Genomic DNA, 17,878 nt, shown 5'->3' with positions numbered 1-17,878 from the left:
GGATCACTCCTCGAGGCTTTCCACGACGATATTGGCGTTGGTGTAGACGCAGATATCGGCCGCGATGGCGAGCGAGCGGCGCACGATCGCCTCCGCGTCGTGGCTCGAATCGGAGAGGGCCCGCGCCGCGGCGAGCGCGTAGTTGCCGCCCGAGCCGATCGCGGCGATTCCCGCTTCCGGCTCCAGAACGTCGCCCGAGCCCGAGAGCAGGAGCCCGACCTCCCGGTCGGCGACCAGCATCATCGCCTCGAGGCGGCGCAGATAGCGGTCCGTGCGCCAGTCCTTGGTCAATTCGACGCAGGCGCGCGTGAGCTGCCCCGGATATTGCTCGAGCTTCGCCTCCAGCCGCTCGAACAGGGTGAAGGCGTCGGCCGTGGCGCCGGCGAAGCCGCCGATCACGGCGCCCTTGGCGAGGCGGCGGACCTTGCGGGCATTGCCCTTCACGATGGTCTGGCCGAGGCTCACCTGGCCGTCGCCGCCGATGACCACCCGGCCGCCCTTGCGGACCATGAGGATGGTGGTCGCGTGCATGGAAGGTGGGGCGTGGTCCAAGGGTGTCTCGTCTGTGCTGGTGAGGTGCCTCACTTAAGCGTCGGGCGCGGAAATTTCCATTCGCCCGCCAGCCTCTCGGCTCATGGCCGCCGCGCGGCGGGAGCCGGTGGCGCGACGGCACCGGCCTTGCTAGAGAGTGCCCGCATTTCGGGCAGACGGCGCGGCCGCGGGGGCGGCCGCGAACCGAAGAGAACAGGATAGACAAGATGCGCTCCGCGAGCGTGAGCCGGCGCACCCACGAGACGGATGTGAGCGTCTCGGTCGCCATCGACGGCTCCGGGAAGGCCGGAATCTCGACCGGGGTGGGCTTCCTCGATCACATGCTGGAGCTGTTCGCCCGGCACGCGCTGGTCGATCTCGACGTCCAGGTGAAGGGGGACCTGCACGTCGATTTCCACCACACGGCCGAGGATGCGGGCATCGCGCTCGGCGAGGCGATCCGCAAGGCGCTCGGCGACAAGCGCGGCATCGTCCGCTATGCGAGCATCGACCTGCCGATGGACGAGACGCTGACCCGCGTCGCCCTCGACATCTCGGGGCGGCCTTTCCTCGTCTTCCGGTCGGACTTCCCGACGCAGAAGATCGGCGAGTTCGACACCGAGCTGGTGCGGGAATTCTTTCAGGCTTTCGCCATGAACGCGGGCATGACGCTGCATGTCGAGACACTCTACGGGCTGAACAGCCATCATATCGCGGAGAGCTGCTTCAAGGGGCTGGCGCGTGCCTTCCGCGCGGCCGCGGCCCTCGATCCGCGCGAGGGCGACCGCATTCCGTCCACGAAGGGAAACCTGTGAGCGCGACCTACACGCTGCATCTCGCGCCCCGCGCGGTGCCCGGCGACCCGCAGGCCCTCGACCAGGCCAGCCTCGTGCGGGACGGCTTCTCCTGGGGTGCCTTCCTCGTGCCGCCGCTCTGGTTTCTCGCGCATCGGCACTGGCTCCTCGCCCTCGGCGTCTTCCTGCTGCTGGCCGCCTTCTGGGCGGGCCTGCGACAGGCCGGCATGCCCGGCGGCGCGAGCTTCCTCCTGAATGCGCTGCTCTGGTTCCTGGTCGGCCTCGAAGCCTCCAGCCTGCGGCGCTGGGACTATGCCCGGCGGGGCCGCCCGGCGGTCGACGCCGTCTTCGCCGCGAACGAGGCCGAGGCCGAGGCGAAGAGTTTCGCGCGCTGGCTCTCGACGAAGCCGGAGCAGCCGGCCGCCCCGGCTTCCGCCGCGCCGCCGCCCGTGCGCGCCCCCGCCGAGGCGTCGCGCCGCACGGCCGCGCCCTGGCGGCAGCCGGAGGGTGAGCAGGTGATCGGCCTCTTCCCCGATGTGGAGGGGCGCCGGTGAGAGTCGCCATCGTCGATTACGGCTCGGGCAACCTGCATTCCGCGGCCAAGGCGTTCGAGCGCGCCGCCCGCGAATCGGACGTGCCGGCGGAGATCCTGGTCACCTCCGATCCGAAGGCCGTCGCCGCGGCGGACCGGATCGTGCTGCCCGGCGTCGGCGCCTTTGCCGATTGCCGGCGCGGGCTCGATTCGGTCGGAGGCATGGTCGAGGCGATGGAGGAGACCGTCCGCGGGCGCGGACGGCCTTTCCTCGGCATCTGCGTCGGCATGCAGCTCATGGCGACGCGCGGCCTCGAGAAGACGATCACGCCGGGCCTCGGCTGGATCGGCGGCGACGTCGCGGCCATCCGGCCGGACGATCCGGCGCTGAAGATCCCGCATATGGGCTGGAACACGCTCCATCCGCAGCGCGAGCATCCGCTGACCGACGGGATCGAGCTGGGGCCGAACGGCCTGCACGCCTATTTCGTGCATTCCTACGCCCTCCAGCCGAGGGATCCCGACGACCTCGTCGCCGTCTCCGCCTATGGCGGCCCGGTGACGGCGCTCGTCGCCCGCGACAACATGGCCGGGACGCAGTTCCACCCCGAGAAGAGCCAGACGCTCGGCCTCTCCCTCATCGCCAACTTCCTGCGATGGCGCCCATGATCCTCTTCCCCGCCATCGACCTCAAGGAAGGCCGCTGCGTGCGCCTCGTCCAGGGCGACATGAGCAAGGCGACCGTCTTCAGCGATTCGCCCGCCGACCAGGCCGCCGTCTTCGAGCGCCAGGGCTTCGAGTGGCTGCATATCGTCGATCTCGACGGGGCCTTCGCGGGGCGGCCGATGAACGCGGCTGCGGTCGAGGCCGTCCTCGCGCGCGTCTCGGTGCCGGTCCAGCTCGGTGGCGGCATCCGCGACATGCGCACCATCGAGGGCTGGCTCGCCAAGGGCGTGCGCCGCGTCATCATCGGCACCGCCGCCGTGCGCGATCCCGCCCTCGTTGTCGAGGCCGCCCGCAACCATCCCGGCCGGATCGCCGTCGGCATCGACGCCAAGGACGGGCGCGTCGCCGTGGACGGCTGGGCGCAGAGTTCGAGCATCACCGCCGAGGAGCTGGGCAAGCGCTTCGAGGATGTCGGCGTCGCCGCCATCATCTATACCGACATCGCCCGCGACGGCGTCCTGACCGGGCTCAACATCCCGATGACGCTCGCGCTCGCCCGCGCCGTCCAGATCCCGGTGATCGCCTCGGGCGGCCTCGCCTCGCTCGCGGATATCGAGCGCCTGACCGCGCCCGATTGCGCGGGGCTCGCGGGCGCCATCACGGGCCGCGCCCTCTATGACGGACGCATCGATCCGGTCGAGGCTTTGGCCTTGCTGCGCGGCGAGCGCCCGGCGGCGACCCTCGCGACCGGCCCGCGGGAGAGGCGCGCGTGACGGCATCCCACCTAACGCTGCGACCGCTCGCGGCCGCCGACCGCGCGGCCTGGGAGCCGCTCTGGCAGGGATATCTCGCCTTCTACAGGACGAGCGTGCCGCCGCAGACGACCGACGTCACCTGGTCGCGCCTGCTCGATCCGGCCGAGCCGATGCATGTCCTCGGCGCCTTCGGGGCGGACGAAAGCGGGCGGGAGCGCCTGCTCGGCATCGTCCATTTCATTTTCCACCGCTCGACCTGGACGCCCGGCAATTACTGCTATCTCCAGGATCTCTTCACCCTGCCCGAGGCGCGGGGGATGGGCGTGGGGCGTGCCCTCATCGAGGCCGTCTATGCGAAGGCGAAGCAGGCGGGGGCGAGCCGCGTCCACTGGCTGACGCAGGAGGGAAACGCGACCGCTCGCGCCCTCTACGACAAGCTCGCCGAGCATCCCGGCTTCACGCAATACCGGAAGATCTTCTGAGGCGGGCCGCAACCCCTACAGCTCCAGCATCCAGTTCTGGCCCACGAGATCCTTGCCGAAGGAATGGTGGCGCTCCTCTTCGAGGAGCGCGAACCCCGCCTCGACGTAGATGTGGCGGGCCGCTTCCAGGCAATCATTGGTCCAGAGCGTGAGGCGCCGGTAGCCGCAGGCGCGGGCGAAGGCGATGCATTCGGCGACGAGCCGCGAACCGAGGCCCGTGCCGCGGGCCTCGGGCTCCACATAGAGCAGGCGCAGCTTCGCCACCTCGTCGGACTGCCTCACGCAATAGATGGAGCCGAGCATCGTGCCCGCTCTTTCGGCGATCCAGCCTCTTTCCCGGGCAGGATCGTGGTTGCGCACGAAATCGACGAGGATTTCCGCGACGAGCGCCTCGAAAGTCGCGTCCCAGCCGTATTCCCGGGCGTAGAGAAAGCCCTGCCGGCTCGCCACGTGGCCGAGATCGCCGATGCCGTGGGGTCTCAGCGTGATCGCATCCCGGGGCGCGGGAGCGGCGCCGAGCAGGCTCTCGATCGTCTCCATCGCCGCGACGAGGCGGGCGCGCCCGGCCGCGTCGAGCCCGCAGAGCCGCGCCGCCCATTGCTCACCTGACAGGTGGTCGAGGGGCGCGAAGGCTTCGCGGCCGGCCGGTGTCAGGGAGAGAACCTGCTGGCGGCCATCGGATCGCGAGGGTTGCCGGGCGAGGAGCCCCGCCTCCTCGAAGCCCTTGAGCATCCGGCTGAGATAGCCCCGGTCGAGACCGAGATCGCGCCCGATCTCGGCGGCGCCGGCCTCGCCGCGATGCGCAAGCTCGTAGAGGACCCGGCTCTCGGTGAGCGAGAAGCGGCTGCTCAGATAGACCTCGTCCAGGAGTTCCGTCTGGCGGGTATAGAAGCGCGTGAAGCGCCGCGCGGTCGCGATCTCGTCGGCGGATGCGGACATGGGATCTCTCCGTCTCCGCCCACCGTGATCGCTATTGTTGCTTCAGTCAACTATATGTTCGCGCCGAGCGGACGAGGCCGTGCACGAAGGCGAGCTTCGCGATGACCGGCGGCGCGAGCACGAAGGGATAGAGATCGCCCTGTCCCATGCAGCGGCTGATCGAGTTCATGGCGAAGGCGATCGGCACCCAGACGGAGACGATCCGGTCCATATCCGGCTCCGTATATGGGTCGATTCCGGCCTCGGCCGCGAGGCCGCCGGAAGCGTCGATCGCCGGAGCGACGCCGAGGCCGAGGGCGCGGGCCATTTCGAGCGTGTCGATGATGTGCATGTAATGCGCCCAGGTTTCCGCGAAATCCTCCCAGGGATGGGTCGTCGCGTAGGCCGAGACGAAATTCTCCTGCCAATCCACCGGAGGCCCCTCGCCGTAATGGCGCTCCAGGGCCGCCTGGTAATCCTGGCTGTCGTCTCCGAACACGGCCCGGCATTCGTCGAGCCGGCCGCCGTCGCGGACCAGGAGGTCCCAATAGTAATGGCCGACCTCGTGGCGGAAATGACCGATCAGGGTCCGATACGGCTCGCCCATGGCCGAGCGGCGTCGCTCGCGCTCGGCGTCGTCGGCCTCGGCGAGCGCGATCGTGACGAGGCCGTCGTCATGCCCGGTCATGACCTTCGGCCCGTCCGGCGCCGGCGCGTCGGCGGGAAATTCGAAGACGAGGGGATGGGCCGCGTCGCCGGGGGCGGGGATCGGCAGGCGCAGGCGAAGCAGGGAATAGATCAGCCGGTGCTTGGCGTATTCGATCCTGCGCCAGGAGGCGAGGGCTTGCGGGTCGGACGTGTCGGGGACGAGCCGGTTGTGGCGGCAGGCGGTGCAGAGCCGCTCCGGGCTGCCGGCGGGGACAAGCCAGTTGCAGACGTCGTATCCGGCATTGTCGCAGAAGCGATATTCGCCGCCGGCCTCGTCCCGCGCCAGCCAGCGCTCTGCGTCCCCCGGATCGAGCGCGGTCATGATGTCGGGGCCGGGCAGATAGCCGATGCGCCGGCCGCATCCTCCGCAACTCGTGTTCTCGAAATGAAGAAGCTGCCCGCAACAGGGGCATTGGAACAATTTCATCGGGGCCTTGCTGCGTTGCGGGGACATCGCCGCGCCGGGGCGTTTTGTTCCTGCCGCCGCTGCCCTATCTTTGGGCTCTTCCGGCGGACGTCTCGCGGGCCTTCATGCGCTTCATCCTGGGTCTCCTCGGCCTCGCCGCTTTCGGCTACGGCGCGCTCGTCGCCCTGCTCTACAGCCAGCAGATGCGGATGACCTTCCCGGCCTCGCCGCTGCGGGTCCCGGCGCGGGAGGCCGGGCTCGCCGGGTTCGAGGACGTGGTGCTGACGACCGGGGACGGCGAGCGCCTCGTCGGCTGGTGGAAGCCGCCCGAGCCCGGCCGGGCGCTCATCCTGTATTTCCACGGCAATGGCGGCTCGCTCCTCGAGCGGCGGGAGCGGGCGCGGATGCTGACGCAGGACGGACGCGGCCTGCTGATGGTGAGCTATCGCGGCTATTCCGGCTCGACGGGCGAGCCCTCCGAGGAGGGCTTGCAGCGCGACGCGGAGGCCGCCTACGGCTATCTCGCCTCCTGGCGGCCGGAGCGGATCGTGCTCTACGGCGAGTCGCTCGGCTCGGGCGTCTCCGTCTGGCTGGCCTCCCGCCGCCGGGTGGGCGGGATCGTGCTCGATTCGCCCTTCACCTCGATCCCCGACGTCGCGCGGCGGCATTTCTGGTTCGCGCCGGTGGATCTCCTGCTGCGGACGCGATTCCCTTCCGTCGAGCGGATCGGAAAGATGCGGGCGCCCTTGCTCGTGCTGCACGGGGAAGAGGACCAGGTCGTGCCGATCACCCTCGGCGAGCGTCTTTTCGCCGCCGCCCCCGAGCCGAAGCGTTTCGTGCGGCTTGCGGGCGTCGACCACGTCTCCGCGCTGGAGGGAGGCGGACTCGCCCATCTGCGCGCCTTTCTCGACGAGATCGAATCGCGGCTGCCCGGAACGCCCGCGCTCCGGGCCGGGAAGAGGGCGGAGGCGGGCGCTTCCGAGGGCGGGGCGACCGCCATCGCCTCGCCGCGTTGACTTCGCGGCCCGGACTTGCCTATAAGCCGCCACGTTGCGGGGGCGCCTTCGGGCGCCCGCCGTCTTTTCAGACAACCTGTCGGAACGATGCGGTCGGGAGCCCGCCCGGACACGCGACCGGAGATGAGCCGTGAAGAGGACCTATCAGCCGTCGAAGATCGTGCGCAAGCGGCGCCACGGCTTCCGGGCCAGGATGGCGACGGTGGGCGGCCGCAAGGTGATCGCCGCGCGCCGCGCGCGTGGCCGCAAGCGCCTTTCGGCCTGACGCCCCGCGCCGCCGGGGCGGCGTAGGGCCGGCTTGGCCTAGGCTCCCGCCCGTGCAGCGGCTTCTCAAGCGATCCGAGTTTCAGGCCGCCGCGCGCGGCCGCCGCTTCCATACCGAGCGCATGAGCGTGCAGGGCGTGCGGCCGGCCGATGCCGGGCCGGACAGGGGCCTGCGCGTCGGCTTCACCCTGACGAAGAAGGTGGGGCATGCGACCGAGCGCAACCGCATCCGCCGGCGCCTGCGCGCCGTGGCCGAGCTGGCTGCGCCGCCTTTCGCCGCGCTCCCGGTCGATGTCGTGGTGATCGGCCGGCGCGAGGCCCTCGCCGCCCCGTTCCCCCTCCTCGTCGAGGACCTGTCCCGCGCGCTCGCGGCCGTCACCCGGCCGGCGCGCTCGTCGAGCGCGGCCCCCGGGCGATCGACTCCCTCTCCTTCCCAGCGTGGCGACCATGCTTGACGACAACAAGAATCTGATCATGGCCATCGCGCTCTCGGTCGCGGTGCTGATCGGCTGGAACTACTTCGTCGGCTCGCCGCTCTTCGAGGGCCAGAAGCACGCCCAGCAGCAGCCGAAACCCGCAGCACCTGGCGCTGCCCCTCAGGAGGGCCAGCCCTCGGCGCCTCCCGCCTCGACGGTCCCGGGCACCGCCGCCGCGCCCGTGGTCGAGAGCCGCGAGGCCGCCCTCGCGCGGGCCCCGCGCCTGCCCCTCGACACGCCGTCCCTCTTCGGCTCGATCCCGCTCAAGGGCGGTCGCATCGACGACGTGTCGCTGAAGGGCTACCGCGAGACGGTCGACCCGAACTCGCCGCATATCGTCCTCCTGTCGCCCGCGGGCGGCCCGGAGCCCTATTACGCCGAGTTCGGCTGGGTCGGCGCCGGCGCGCCGACGGCCGACACCCTCTGGACCGCCGACGGGAAGACCCTGACGCCCTCGACCCCCGTCACCCTCACCTGGGACAACGGCCAGGGCCTTGTCTTCAGGCGCCGCATCTCGGTCGACGAGAAATTCGCCTTCACGCTCGAGGACAGCGTCGAGAACAAGGGGGAGAAGCCGGCGAGCCTGAACGCCTATGGCCTCGTCTCGCGCCACGGCAAGCCGCAGACCCAGGGCTACTACGTCCTGCACGAGGGGCTGATCGGCGTCGTCGGCGATTACGGCCTTCAGGAATTCGGCTATGCGGCCTTGGACAAGGAGCCCTTCATCCAGGGGCAGGGCACGCGCGGCAAGGTGTGGAACGCCGTCACCGGCGGCTTCCTCGGCATCACCGACAAATACTGGGCCGCGGCCGTCCTGCCCGACCAGACCCTGCCCTACCAGGGCTCCTTCACCTCCCGCGAGGAGAACAAGCAGTTCACCTATCAGGCCAACGTGCTCGGCGACACCCGGACCATCGCGCCCGGCCAGAAGGTCGAGCTGACGCACCGCCTCTTCGCCGGAGCCAAGGAAGTCGGCCAGATCAACGCCTATGAGCAGTCGCTCGGCGTCAAGAAGTTCGACCTGCTCATCGATTGGGGCTGGTTCTATTTCATCACCAAGCCGATGTTCAAGGCGCTGGATTTCTTCTACAGGCTGTTCGGCAATTTCGGGCTGTCGATCCTGATCGTCACGGTCCTGCTCAAGCTCCTCTTCCTGCCGCTGGCCAACCGCTCCTACGTCTCCATGGCCAAGATGAAGGCCGTGCAGCCGGAAATGGCGGCCATCCGCGAGCGCTACAAGGAGGACAAGGTCAAGCAGCAGCAGGAGATGATGGGGCTCTACAAGCGCGAGAAGATCAATCCCGTCGCCGGCTGCTGGCCGATCCTGATCCAGGTCCCGGTCTTCTTCGCGCTCTACAAGGTGCTCTTCGTCACCATCGAGATGCGGCACGCGCCCTTCTTCGGCTGGATCCGCGACCTCGCGGCGCCGGACCCGACCTCGCTGTTCAACCTGTTCGGGCTGATTCCCTTCGACGTGCCGCATTTCCTGCATATCGGCGTGTGGCCGCTCATCATGGGCGTCACGATGTTCCTTCAGATGAAGATGAACCCGGAGCCGCCGGACCCGGTCCAGAAGGCGATGTTCTCCTGGATGCCGCTCATCTTCACCTTCATGCTGGCGAGCTTCCCGGCCGGGCTCGTGATCTACTGGGCCTGGAACAACCTGCTCTCGGTGTCGCAGCAATACGTCATCATGCGCCGCAACGGCGTGAAGGTGGAACTCTGGGACAACCTCAGGAGCACCTTCAAGAAGAAGGAAGCGGCGAACGCCAAGAGCTGAGCCCGGCTCCCGCTTCTCCCCGCCAGCGGGGAGAGGCATATTCGCTGCGAGGACCCTGATCGGATGGACGCGACCGAGCCGCAGGACCAGGCCGAGCTGCTCGAGGCCGGCCGCAAGCTCTTTGCCGGCGAGGCGGGCTTCGTCTGGGCGGCGAGCCGCGCCGACAACCTGCCGCCGATGCGCGGCGTCGAGATCGCCTTTGCCGGGCGCTCCAATGTCGGCAAGTCGAGCCTCGTCAACGCCCTGACGGGACGGCGCACCCTCGCGCGCACCTCGCATACGCCGGGCCGGACGCAGGAGCTGAACTTCTTCGATCTCGGCGGGCGGCTGATGCTCGTCGACATGCCGGGCTACGGCTATGCGGCGGCGGCCAAGGACAAGGTCGCGGCCTGGACGCGGCTCATCAAGGCGTATCTGCGCGGGCGCGCCAATCTCGCCCGCGTCTATGTGCTGATCGATTCCCGCCACGGGCTGAAGGCGAACGACCTGGACGTGCTCTCTCTCCTCGACACGGCCGCGGTCTCCTATCAGGTCGTCCTGACCAAGGGGGACGAGCCCAAGGCGCCCGAGCTGGAGAAGCGCCTCGCCGAGACGGCGGCCGCCCTGGCTCGCCGCCCGGCCGCCTTCCCGGAGATCAGGGTCACGTCGAGCCGGACGGGAGAGGGCGTCGCCGAGTTGCGGGCCGATATCGCGCGGTTGGTGCGGGAGAGGGGAGGGGAGGCGTGACCGGCGTCCTCGACAGGATTCTCGTCGTCTGCGCCGGCCTCGCGGGCTGCCTCGGCGTCGCGCTTGCGGCGATGGCCGCGCATACGGCAGGCGGCGCCAACCTGGAGACGGCCTCGAAATTCCTCTTGCTGCATGCCCCGGCCCTTCTCGCGCTCCGCGCGCTCGCGGGAGCCGGCCTCGTCCATGGCTGCGCGGCGCGCGCCGCGGGTCTCGCCCTCATCCTCGGCCTCGCGTTCTTCTGCGGAGATCTCTCGGTGCGCGCGATCTGGGGCGTCGCGCCTTTGCGCCTCGCAGCCCCGACCGGGGGATTCATCCTCATGGCGGGCTGGCTCGCGGCGGGGCTCTCGGCCCTCCTGCCGCGCCGCTGAGACCCGATCCGATCGCGCAGGCGGGAATGCGGCAGGCTGCCGCACGCTCGGCGGCGAGCCTTTGGACTTATGTCTCCTTGCAGCCCGGGGCGGCGAGTGACATCCAGCCCGCCGGCGGCATCGGGAGGCGGAATTGGCGGAAGAACCGGCGGCATATGAGCGCGACCTCGACAAGAATGCCGCGAATTTCCAGCAACTGACCCCGATCGGCTTTCTCGAGCGGGCGGCGGCGATCTTTCCTGCCCGCACGGCGATCATCCACGGGGCGCTGCGCCGCAGCTATGCGGAATTCTATGCCCGCTCGCGCCGCCTCGCCTCGGCCCTCGCGCAGCGGGGCATCGGCCGCGGCGACACCGTCGCCGTGATGCTGCCGAACACACCCGAAATGCTCGAATGCCAGTACGGGGTGCCGATGACGGGCGCCGTGCTGAACTCGCTCAACACCCGGCTCGACGCGCCGATCCTCGCCTTCTCGCTCGATCACGGAGAGGCCAAGGCGCTCCTGGTCGACCGCGAGTTCTCCGGCCTGATGAAGGAGGCTCTCGCCCTCGCCAAGGTGAAGCCCCTCGTGATCGACGTGGACGATCCCGAATATGCAGGACCGGGCGAGGCGATCGGCTCGGCCGGCTACGAGGAGTTCCTGGCCGGGGGCGATCCGGCCTTCGCCTGGTCGGCGCCGCTGGACGAATGGGACGCGATCGCCCTCAATTACACCTCGGGCACGACGGGCGATCCGAAGGGCGTCGTGACGCATCACCGCGGGGCCTATCTGTCGGCCGTGGCGAATGTCCTCGCCGCCAACATGAACCGGGCGCCGGTCTATCTGTGGACCCTGCCGATGTTCCATTGCAACGGCTGGTCCTTCCCCTGGACCATCTCGGCCGTGGGCGGGACCCATGTCTGCCTGCGGCAGGTGCGGGCGAAGCCCGTTTTCGACGCGCTCGCCGATCACGGCGTCACGCATATGTGTGGGGCTCCGATCGTGATGTCGGCGCTGCTCGGCGCGAAGCCCGAGGAGAAGCGCGAACTCGTCCGGCGGGTCAGCTTCATCACCGCCGCCGCGCCCCCGCCCGAAGCCGTGCTCGCGGCGATGGGGCAGGCAGGGTTCGACGTCACCCATGTCTACGGCCTGACGGAGACCTACGGCCCCTCCGTCGTCAACGAATGGGACGTGGCCTGGGACGCTCTGCCCGCCGACCAGCAGGCCGCCAAGAAGGCCCGCCAGGGCGTCCGCTACGTCGCGCTCGAAGGGCTCGACGTGCTCGACCCCGAGACCATGGCCCCCGTCCCGGCGGACGGGCGGACCATGGGCGAGGTCATGATGCGCGGCAACATGGTCATGAAGGGCTATCTGAAGAACCCGAAATCGACCCGGGCCGCCTTCGAGGGCGGCTGGTTCCATTCGGGCGATCTCGGGGTGAAGCATCCCGACGGCTTCATCCAGCTCAAGGACCGATCGAAGGACATCATCATCTCGGGCGGGGAGAACATCTCCTCGATCGAGGTGGAGGATGCGCTCTACCGGCATCCGGGCGTCGCCGCCGCGGCCGTCGTCGCGAGGCCGGACGAGAAATGGGGCGAGACACCGGTTGCCTTCGTCGAGTTGAAGGGCTCGGAAATGGTCTCGCCAAAAGAGCTGGTCGCCTGGTGTCGCCAGCACCTCGCCCATTACAAGGCGCCGCGGCAGGTCGTGATCGCCGAGCTGCCCAAGACCTCGACCGGCAAGGTGCAGAAATTCCGCCTGCGCGAGATGGCGAAGGCGCTGTAGCGCATTGCGGTATCCGCGCATGAACCCTCCCCCCGCGAAGCGGGGAGGAAGATCGTCCGAAGCATGGAAGGGGCGCCACCGCCGCCTGTCCGCGGCGGTGGCGCCGGAAGACCTCGCAAAGCACCTTCACGGGCCGAGGCGATGGATCGGCCTGTGTGTTTTCTCCTCGCCGCGGGGTGGCAGCGGAGACGATGCTTCTTGAAATCCTGGTTTACAGGTGGTTAATGCAACTTGCCGTTCGGACGGCGAAGCCGGGTGAGTTCGTCCTTCAGTTGCAGTTTTCGACGCTTGAGTTCGGCGACCTTCGTGTCGTCGACCGCCGGGTGGCAAGCAGCCTCCTGGAGTTCCCGCTCCAGCGCGTCGTGCTTGCGCTCGAGCTCAGCCAGGTGGTTCTGAAGCGTCATTCCGCATTCTCCTCCGTGACCAACGGATGACAGAATGGGCGCGTCTGCGGGCGCTTGGACTGTGGCAGGATGTCGCACCTTGACGCGGGGCCGGGCTTCTTGCTTGTCAGGTGCCTGCCGAAACAGGCTTGCCTGAGGCGGGGCCGGGCGGTTTTCGAGACGAGACATGGCGGTCAACGAGAACGACGAGGCCCGGGGCCAGTTCCTGGCGGAGATGGCCCGCCTCAGGCAGGAGCACCGCGATCTCGACGCCGCGATCGAGGCGCTCGAACTGAGCGTGGCCGGCGACCAGCTCCAGATCCAGCGGCTCAAGAAGCGCAAGCTCGTCTTGAAGGACAGGATGTCCTACGTCGAGGACCAGCTCACGCCGGACATCATCGCCTGAGGGCGGGCAAGCCCACGCGAATCCAGGTTCCGGCTTTCAAGGACATTGCGGCGTCATGCCTTCACCCCCGCCGAAGATCGCCATCATCATGGGAAGCCAGTCGGACTGGGCGACCATGAGGCACGCTGCCGAGACGCTGGAGGCCCTCGCCGTCCCGCACGAGGCCCGCATCGTCTCCGCCCACCGCACGCCGGACCGGCTCGTCGCCTTCGCCAAGGGAGCGAAGGCGGCCGGGTTCAAGGTCGTGATCGCCGGGGCTGGCGGGGCCGCGCATTTGCCGGGCATGACCGCCTCCATGACCTCCCTTCCGGTGCTCGGCGTGCCCGTCGAATCCAAGGCCCTGTCCGGGCAGGACAGCCTGCTCTCCATCGTGCAGATGCCGGCGGGCATTCCTGTCGGCACGCTCGCCATCGGGCGGGCGGGGGCGGTCAATGCAGCGCTCCTCGCCACGGCGATCCTGGCGCTCGAGGACGAGGCCATTGCCGGCCGACTCGACGCCTGGCGCCGCGCCCAGACCGAGGCGGTCGCGGAGCGTCCGGCCGATGCCTAGGTCGAAGGCGTATCCGCCCGTTCCGCTGGGCGCCGTCCGCCCCGGCGCGACGATCGGCATCCTCGGGGGAGGGCAGCTCGGCCGCATGATCGCGATGGCCGCGGCCTCGCTCGGCCTCAAGTCGCATGTCTTCTGCCCGGACCGGGACGCGCCGGCCTATGACGTCTCGGCCGCCCGCACCGTCGCCGCCTATGAGGACGAGACGGCTCTCGCGGCCTTCGCGAAATCGGTCGATCTCGTCACCTACGAATTCGAGAACGTGCCGGGGCCGACCGCCGCCTTTCTCGCCGGGCGGGTGCCACTCCGGCCGAACGCGGCGGCCCTCGCCACCTCCCAGGACCGGCTGGTCGAGAAGAGCTTCGTCGCCGAATTGGGGATCGGCACGGCGCCTTTCCGCGCCGTCGACAGCGAGCAGGATCTCGTCGAGGCGCTCCACGCGCTCGGCGCGCCGGCCATCCTGAAGACGCGCCGCTTCGGCTATGACGGCAAGGGCCAGATCCGCATCCGGGCGGGCGACCGGGCGGGCGAGATCTTCGCGCATCTGGGCGGGGCGCCGGCGATCCTCGAAGGCTTCGTGAAGTTCTCCAAGGAGATTTCCGTGATCGCGGCCCGCGGGGCGGACGGCGCCTTCGCGGCCTATGATCCCTGCCTCAACGAGCATCGCCACGGCATCCTGCACCGCACCACCCTGCCGGCGGGGATTTCGGACGCCCTCGCGGCCAGGGCGGCCGGGGCCGCGCGCCGCATCGCCGAGGCGCTGGATTACATCGGCGTGATCGCCGTCGAGATGTTCGTGGTCGAGGGGGAGGGCGGCGAGGAGGTGCTGGTCAACGAGATGGCGCCGCGCGTCCACAATTCCGGCCACTGGACCATCGAGGGGGCCGAGACCTCCCAGTTCGAGCAGCATGTGCGTGCCGTCTGCGGCTGGCCGCTCGGGGCGACGGCTGCGCGCGGGCGCATCGAGATGGTCAACCTCATCGGCGACGAGATCGAGACCTGGCCGGCGATCCTGGCGGAACCCGGCGCCCATCTGCACCACTACGGCAAGGCGCGCGCCCGCCCCGGCCGCAAGATGGGACACGTGACGCGGGTGATGCGGGAATAGGGCTCGGGCGCAGGCGCCTCCTGTTTCCGCGATGTCACGCCGCGGGCGCGGAAGCGCGGCCGGAGCCCGCGCGGCCTTGCCGGTTTTTCCCATTCGTGAGAATGAACGTTCATTCTCACGGGGAAGCCATGCTCCAGGCGACGTCTGACACCCCCGACCGCCGGACCCGCATCCTGGATGCGGCCGAGCGCTGCTTCGTGCGCCAGGGCTTCCACCTCACCACGATGCAGCATATCGCGGCCGAGGCGGGGATGAGCGCGGGCAATCTCTACCGCTATTTCCCCTCCAAGGATTCCCTCGTCGAGGGGCTGTGCGAGCGCGACCGGCGCGAGATGGCGCACGCTTTCGAGGCTTTCGAGGGCGCCGAGGACTTCATGGCGGTCTTCGCGCAGCTCGGCCGGCACCATTTCGAGGACGAGCCGCGCGAGAAGGCTATTCTCTGCCTCCAGATCTGGGCGGAGGCGACGCGCTCGCCTGCCGTGGCCGGGATCGTCTCGGCCCTGTCCGACGACGTCGTGGAGAGGCTGGCCGCCATCCTGGAGCGCGCCCGCGCGCGCGGCGCCATCGCTCCGGTTCTTCCGCCGGTGCGCATCGCAAGGCTCATCGCGACGCTGGCCGACGGGCTCTTCGTGCGCCGGGCCCTCGCGCCCGGCTTCGATGCGGCGGCCGAAATCCCGCCCGTCCTCGATCTCATCGGCGGGCTCGTCTCGGGCCGGGTGGCCGGCGATGGCTGCGACTGCCCGAATGCGGAGGTTGTCCCATGAAGCCCTCTCGCATTGTCGCGCTCGCCCTTCTCGCTGGCGGGGTTGCGTGGATCGGCTCTGGCGTCGTCGGGCGCGGCGGGCAGGCCGGGCTCGCGGCCGACGCCGCGAAACCCGCTGCCGAGGCGCCGCGCTTCCGGGTCGCGGTGCTGCCCGTGCGCAACGAGATGCATCAGCGCCGCGTCGTGCTCTCGGGCCGGACCGAAGCCGACAAGCGCGTCTGGGCCGTCGCCCGCGTCTCCGGCGTGGTCATCGAGCTGCGGGTGCGGCGCGGCTCGGTCGTCCGGCAGGGCCAGGTGGTGGCCGTCCTCTCCGACGAGGCGCGCGAGGCCCAGGTCAAGCAGGCCAAGGCGAAGCTGGAGCAGCGCAAGGCCGAGGCCGTGGCGCGGCTCCGGCTGATCGAGACGGGGAACTATCCCGCCCTCAACAAGCCGCTGCTGGAAGCCGAGCTGAAGGCGGCGGAAGCCGGCCTCGCCCAGGCCGAGGCCGAGCAGATGAAGGGCGAGATCGTGGCGCCCATTTCCGGGGTGGTGAACGACGTGCCGGTCGAGGTCGGCTCCGCCCTCCAGGTCTTCATGTCCAGCGCCAATGTCGCGGAGATCATCGCGCTCGATCCCATGCTCGCGGTGGTGGAGGTGGCCGAGCGCCAGCTCGCGGGCGTCCAGGTCGGGGGGGAGGCCGAGGTCAAGCTCGTCACCGGCGACCGGGTGCGGGGCACGATCCGCTTCGTCTCGCGCAAGGCGAGCCCGGGCACGCGCACCTACCGCGTCGATGTCGAGGTGCCCAACAAGGACGGCAAGATCCCGGACGGCGTCACGGCGGAGGTGGACCTTCTCCTTTCGCCGGTCTCGGCGGCGCGGGTGCCGCGCTCGGCGCTGACCTTCTCGGCCGAGGGGCGCCTCGGCATCCGCCATGTGACGGAGGGCGGGACGGTGGCCTTCGCGCCGGTCAAGCTCGTCGAGGACGCGATGAGCGACCTCTGGCTCGCCGGCGTGCCCGACGATGCCCGGGTGATCGTCGAGGGGCAGGACTTCGTGAAGGAAGGCGAGCGCGTCGAGGCCGTGCCGGCGATGGGGCAGGGATGAGCGTGGGAGGCCGCCCATGAATCCCGTCGACTACGCCATCGGCCATGCCCGGCTGACGCTCTCGGTCCTGCTCTTCCTCCTGATCGCGGGCCTCTCGGCCTATGTCTCGATCCCCAAGGAGGCCGAGCCCGACATCAAGGTGCCGATCGTCTACGTGATGGTCAGCCAGCGCGGCATCTCGCCGGAGGATGCCGAGCGGCTGATCCTGCGCCCGCTCGAGACGCAGCTCAAATCGGTCTCGAACATCAAGGAGATGCGCAGCCAGGCCTTCGAGGGCGGCGGCTACGTGCTGGTGGAGTTCGTGGCCGGCTTCGACGCCAACCGCGCCCTCGCCGACGTCCGAGCCAAGACCGACATGGCCAAGAAGGACATCCCCAAGGATGCCGACGAGCCGCTGGTCCAGGAGGTCAATCTCTCGCTCTTCCCGGTCGTCGTGGTGGCGCTCGGCGGCGACGTGCCCGAGCGGACGCTGCTCCGCTTCGCGCGGCAGGCGAAGACCCTGCTCGAAGGTGTGCCCGGCGTGCTCTCGGCCGATCTGCGCGGCGCGCGCGACGAGGCGGTCGAGATCATCGCCGAGCCGATGCTGATGAAGAGCTACGGCATCAACCTGACCGATCTCGCCAACGCCTTCACCGCCGGCAACGCCCTCGTCGCGGCGGGCGCGATCGAGAGCGCCTCGGGACGCTTCGCGGTCAAGGTACCCTCGCTCATCGAGACGGCGGCCGACGTCCTGAAATATCCGATCGCGGCGAGCGGGGCGGCCTCGGTGACGCTCGGCGACGTCGCCGAGGTGCGCCCGACCTTCAAGGACGCGACCTCCATCACCCGCCTCAACGGCAAGAACGCCATCGCCATCGAGGTGGTCAAGCGCACGGGCGCGAACCTCATCGAGACCGTGGACGGCGTGAAGGCGGCCATGGAGCAGGTCAGGAAGAGCTGGCCGGCCTCCGTCCAGGTCTCCTTCACCCAGGACAAGTCGAAGACGATCCGCGACATGCTGCACGAATTGCAGAACAGCGTGATCACGGCCTGCCTCCTCGTCTTCGTGATCATGCTGGTGGCGCTCGGCGGGCGCGCCTCGCTCTTCATCGGCATCGCGATCCCGGCCTCGTTCCTGACCGGCATCCTCGGGCTCCAGATGGCCGGGCTGACGGTCAATATCGTCGTGCTCTTCGCGCTGATCCTCGCGGTCGGCATGCTGGTGGACGACGCCATCATCGTCTCCGAATTCGCCGAGCGGCGGATGAGCGAGGGTATGGCGCCGCGCGAAGCCTACAGCCTTGCGGCCAAGCGCATGGCGGGGCCGGTCATCTCGGCGACCCTGACCCGCGTCGCCGCCTTCTCGCCGCTGATGTTCTGCCCGGGCATCGTCGGCGATTCATGAAATACCTGCCGCTG

Annotated in this window: 22 protein-coding genes; 18 read left to right on the top strand and 4 right to left on the bottom strand. The window is 69.5% G+C overall.

The window, feature by feature from the left end; all coding sequences use genetic code 11:
- Positions 1 to 3: 3 nt before the first annotated feature.
- Positions 4 to 531 carry an ATP-dependent protease subunit HslV gene (gene hslV / locus PKD06_RS03285; RefSeq protein ID WP_324377636.1) on the bottom strand — a complete coding sequence of 176 codons (528 nt, stop codon included), beginning with the start codon at positions 529 to 531 and terminating at the stop codon, positions 4 to 6.
- A gap of 227 nt (positions 532 to 758) precedes the next feature.
- Here hslV and hisB point away from each other — a divergent pair, with 227 nt between their 5' ends.
- The 5 genes from hisB to PKD06_RS03260 are packed head-to-tail and all read left to right on the top strand — an operon-like array spanning position 759 to position 3,760.
- Entirely contained in the window at positions 759 to 1,346 is a 588-nt protein-coding gene (gene hisB, locus PKD06_RS03280) for an imidazoleglycerol-phosphate dehydratase HisB (protein WP_324377566.1), read from the top strand.
- Positions 1,343 to 1,879: a DUF2628 domain-containing protein gene (locus PKD06_RS03275; protein ID WP_324377565.1), complete on the top strand. Its 537-nt coding sequence runs from the start codon at positions 1,343 to 1,345 to the stop codon at positions 1,877 to 1,879. The genes hisB and PKD06_RS03275 overlap by 4 nt, the downstream gene beginning before the upstream one ends.
- The gene (hisH, locus tag PKD06_RS03270) at positions 1,876 to 2,526 is read left to right on the top strand and encodes an imidazole glycerol phosphate synthase subunit HisH (RefSeq protein ID WP_324377564.1); all 651 of its coding nucleotides are present in this window, start codon (positions 1,876 to 1,878) and stop codon (positions 2,524 to 2,526) included. The genes PKD06_RS03275 and hisH overlap by 4 nt, the downstream gene beginning before the upstream one ends.
- Positions 2,514 to 3,296, top strand: a complete 783-nt coding sequence (gene hisA, locus PKD06_RS03265; protein WP_324377563.1) for a 1-(5-phosphoribosyl)-5-[(5-phosphoribosylamino)methylideneamino]imidazole-4-carboxamide isomerase — start codon at positions 2,514 to 2,516, stop codon at positions 3,294 to 3,296. Before hisH ends, hisA begins: the two co-directional genes overlap by 13 nt.
- Complete coding sequence (locus PKD06_RS03260) at positions 3,293 to 3,760, top strand: GNAT family N-acetyltransferase (protein ID WP_324377562.1); 468 nt, start codon at positions 3,293 to 3,295, stop codon at positions 3,758 to 3,760. The genes hisA and PKD06_RS03260 overlap by 4 nt, the downstream gene beginning before the upstream one ends.
- 15 nt (positions 3,761 to 3,775) lie before the next feature.
- Here PKD06_RS03260 and PKD06_RS03255 read toward each other — a convergent pair whose 3' ends face one another.
- Together PKD06_RS03255 and PKD06_RS03250 are read right to left on the bottom strand one after the other, a co-directional pair.
- A complete protein-coding gene (locus tag PKD06_RS03255) occupies positions 3,776 to 4,699 on the bottom strand; it encodes a helix-turn-helix domain-containing GNAT family N-acetyltransferase (protein WP_324377561.1) in 924 nt (307 codons plus the stop codon).
- A gap of 46 nt (positions 4,700 to 4,745) precedes the next feature.
- Positions 4,746 to 5,813, bottom strand: coding sequence for a putative zinc-binding peptidase (locus PKD06_RS03250; protein ID WP_324377560.1), 1,068 nt, complete (start codon positions 5,811 to 5,813; stop codon positions 4,746 to 4,748).
- A 104-nt stretch (positions 5,814 to 5,917) separates the two neighbouring features.
- Here PKD06_RS03250 and PKD06_RS03245 point away from each other — a divergent pair, with 104 nt between their 5' ends.
- The 7 genes from PKD06_RS03245 (at position 5,918) to PKD06_RS03215 (ending at position 12,190) form a co-directional block, all read left to right on the top strand.
- Positions 5,918 to 6,808: an alpha/beta hydrolase gene (locus PKD06_RS03245; RefSeq protein WP_324377559.1), complete on the top strand. Its 891-nt coding sequence runs from the start codon at positions 5,918 to 5,920 to the stop codon at positions 6,806 to 6,808.
- Positions 6,809 to 6,938: 130 nt separating this feature from the next.
- Positions 6,939 to 7,073: a 50S ribosomal protein L34 gene (gene rpmH / locus PKD06_RS03240; protein ID WP_036282947.1), complete on the top strand. Its 135-nt coding sequence runs from the start codon at positions 6,939 to 6,941 to the stop codon at positions 7,071 to 7,073.
- A gap of 52 nt (positions 7,074 to 7,125) precedes the next feature.
- Positions 7,126 to 7,527, top strand: coding sequence for a ribonuclease P protein component (rnpA, locus tag PKD06_RS03235; RefSeq protein WP_324377558.1), 402 nt, complete (start codon positions 7,126 to 7,128; stop codon positions 7,525 to 7,527).
- Complete coding sequence (gene yidC, locus PKD06_RS03230) at positions 7,520 to 9,328, top strand: membrane protein insertase YidC (protein WP_324377557.1); 1,809 nt, start codon at positions 7,520 to 7,522, stop codon at positions 9,326 to 9,328. The genes rnpA and yidC overlap by 8 nt, the downstream gene beginning before the upstream one ends.
- Positions 9,329 to 9,391: 63 nt before the next feature.
- Positions 9,392 to 10,054: a ribosome biogenesis GTP-binding protein YihA/YsxC gene (gene yihA, locus PKD06_RS03225; protein ID WP_324377556.1), complete on the top strand. Its 663-nt coding sequence runs from the start codon at positions 9,392 to 9,394 to the stop codon at positions 10,052 to 10,054.
- The gene (locus PKD06_RS03220) at positions 10,051 to 10,422 is read left to right on the top strand and encodes a DUF423 domain-containing protein (protein WP_324377555.1); all 372 of its coding nucleotides are present in this window, start codon (positions 10,051 to 10,053) and stop codon (positions 10,420 to 10,422) included. The genes yihA and PKD06_RS03220 overlap by 4 nt, the downstream gene beginning before the upstream one ends.
- Positions 10,423 to 10,555: 133 nt before the next feature.
- Positions 10,556 to 12,190 (top strand): acyl-CoA synthetase, encoded by a 1,635-nt coding sequence (locus PKD06_RS03215; RefSeq protein ID WP_324377554.1) that lies wholly within the window; start codon positions 10,556 to 10,558, stop codon positions 12,188 to 12,190.
- Between the two features lie 221 nt (positions 12,191 to 12,411).
- On the opposite strand, the gene PKD06_RS03210 is transcribed toward PKD06_RS03215, so the two are convergent.
- Positions 12,412 to 12,594, bottom strand: coding sequence for a DUF465 domain-containing protein (locus tag PKD06_RS03210; protein WP_324377553.1), 183 nt, complete (start codon positions 12,592 to 12,594; stop codon positions 12,412 to 12,414).
- A 166-nt stretch (positions 12,595 to 12,760) separates the two neighbouring features.
- Here PKD06_RS03210 and PKD06_RS03205 point away from each other — a divergent pair, with 166 nt between their 5' ends.
- From PKD06_RS03205 to PKD06_RS03180, 6 genes are all read left to right on the top strand, one after another.
- Complete coding sequence (locus PKD06_RS03205; RefSeq protein ID WP_324377552.1) at positions 12,761 to 12,979, top strand: DUF465 domain-containing protein; 219 nt, start codon at positions 12,761 to 12,763, stop codon at positions 12,977 to 12,979.
- Between the two features lie 55 nt (positions 12,980 to 13,034).
- Complete coding sequence (purE, locus tag PKD06_RS03200) at positions 13,035 to 13,529, top strand: 5-(carboxyamino)imidazole ribonucleotide mutase (protein WP_324377551.1); 495 nt, start codon at positions 13,035 to 13,037, stop codon at positions 13,527 to 13,529.
- Positions 13,522 to 14,634 (top strand): 5-(carboxyamino)imidazole ribonucleotide synthase, encoded by a 1,113-nt coding sequence (locus PKD06_RS03195; RefSeq protein ID WP_324377550.1) that lies wholly within the window; start codon positions 13,522 to 13,524, stop codon positions 14,632 to 14,634. The genes purE and PKD06_RS03195 overlap by 8 nt, the downstream gene beginning before the upstream one ends.
- A gap of 128 nt (positions 14,635 to 14,762) precedes the next feature.
- A complete protein-coding gene (locus tag PKD06_RS03190; RefSeq protein ID WP_324377549.1) occupies positions 14,763 to 15,398 on the top strand; it encodes a TetR/AcrR family transcriptional regulator in 636 nt (211 codons plus the stop codon).
- On the top strand, positions 15,395 to 16,480 hold the full coding sequence (locus tag PKD06_RS03185) for an efflux RND transporter periplasmic adaptor subunit (protein WP_324377548.1): 1,086 nt from the start codon (positions 15,395 to 15,397) through the stop codon (positions 16,478 to 16,480). The genes PKD06_RS03190 and PKD06_RS03185 overlap by 4 nt, the downstream gene beginning before the upstream one ends.
- 16 nt (positions 16,481 to 16,496) lie before the next feature.
- Complete coding sequence (locus tag PKD06_RS03180) at positions 16,497 to 17,864, top strand: efflux RND transporter permease subunit (RefSeq protein WP_324377547.1); 1,368 nt, start codon at positions 16,497 to 16,499, stop codon at positions 17,862 to 17,864.
- Positions 17,865 to 17,878 lie beyond the last annotated feature (14 nt).

Source organism: Enterovirga sp., from assembly GCF_035325185.1.
Lineage (GTDB): Bacteria > Pseudomonadota > Alphaproteobacteria > Rhizobiales > Beijerinckiaceae > Enterovirga.
Note: the sequence above shows the minus strand (reverse complement) of the source record. Positions and strands in the feature narration are given on the sequence as shown.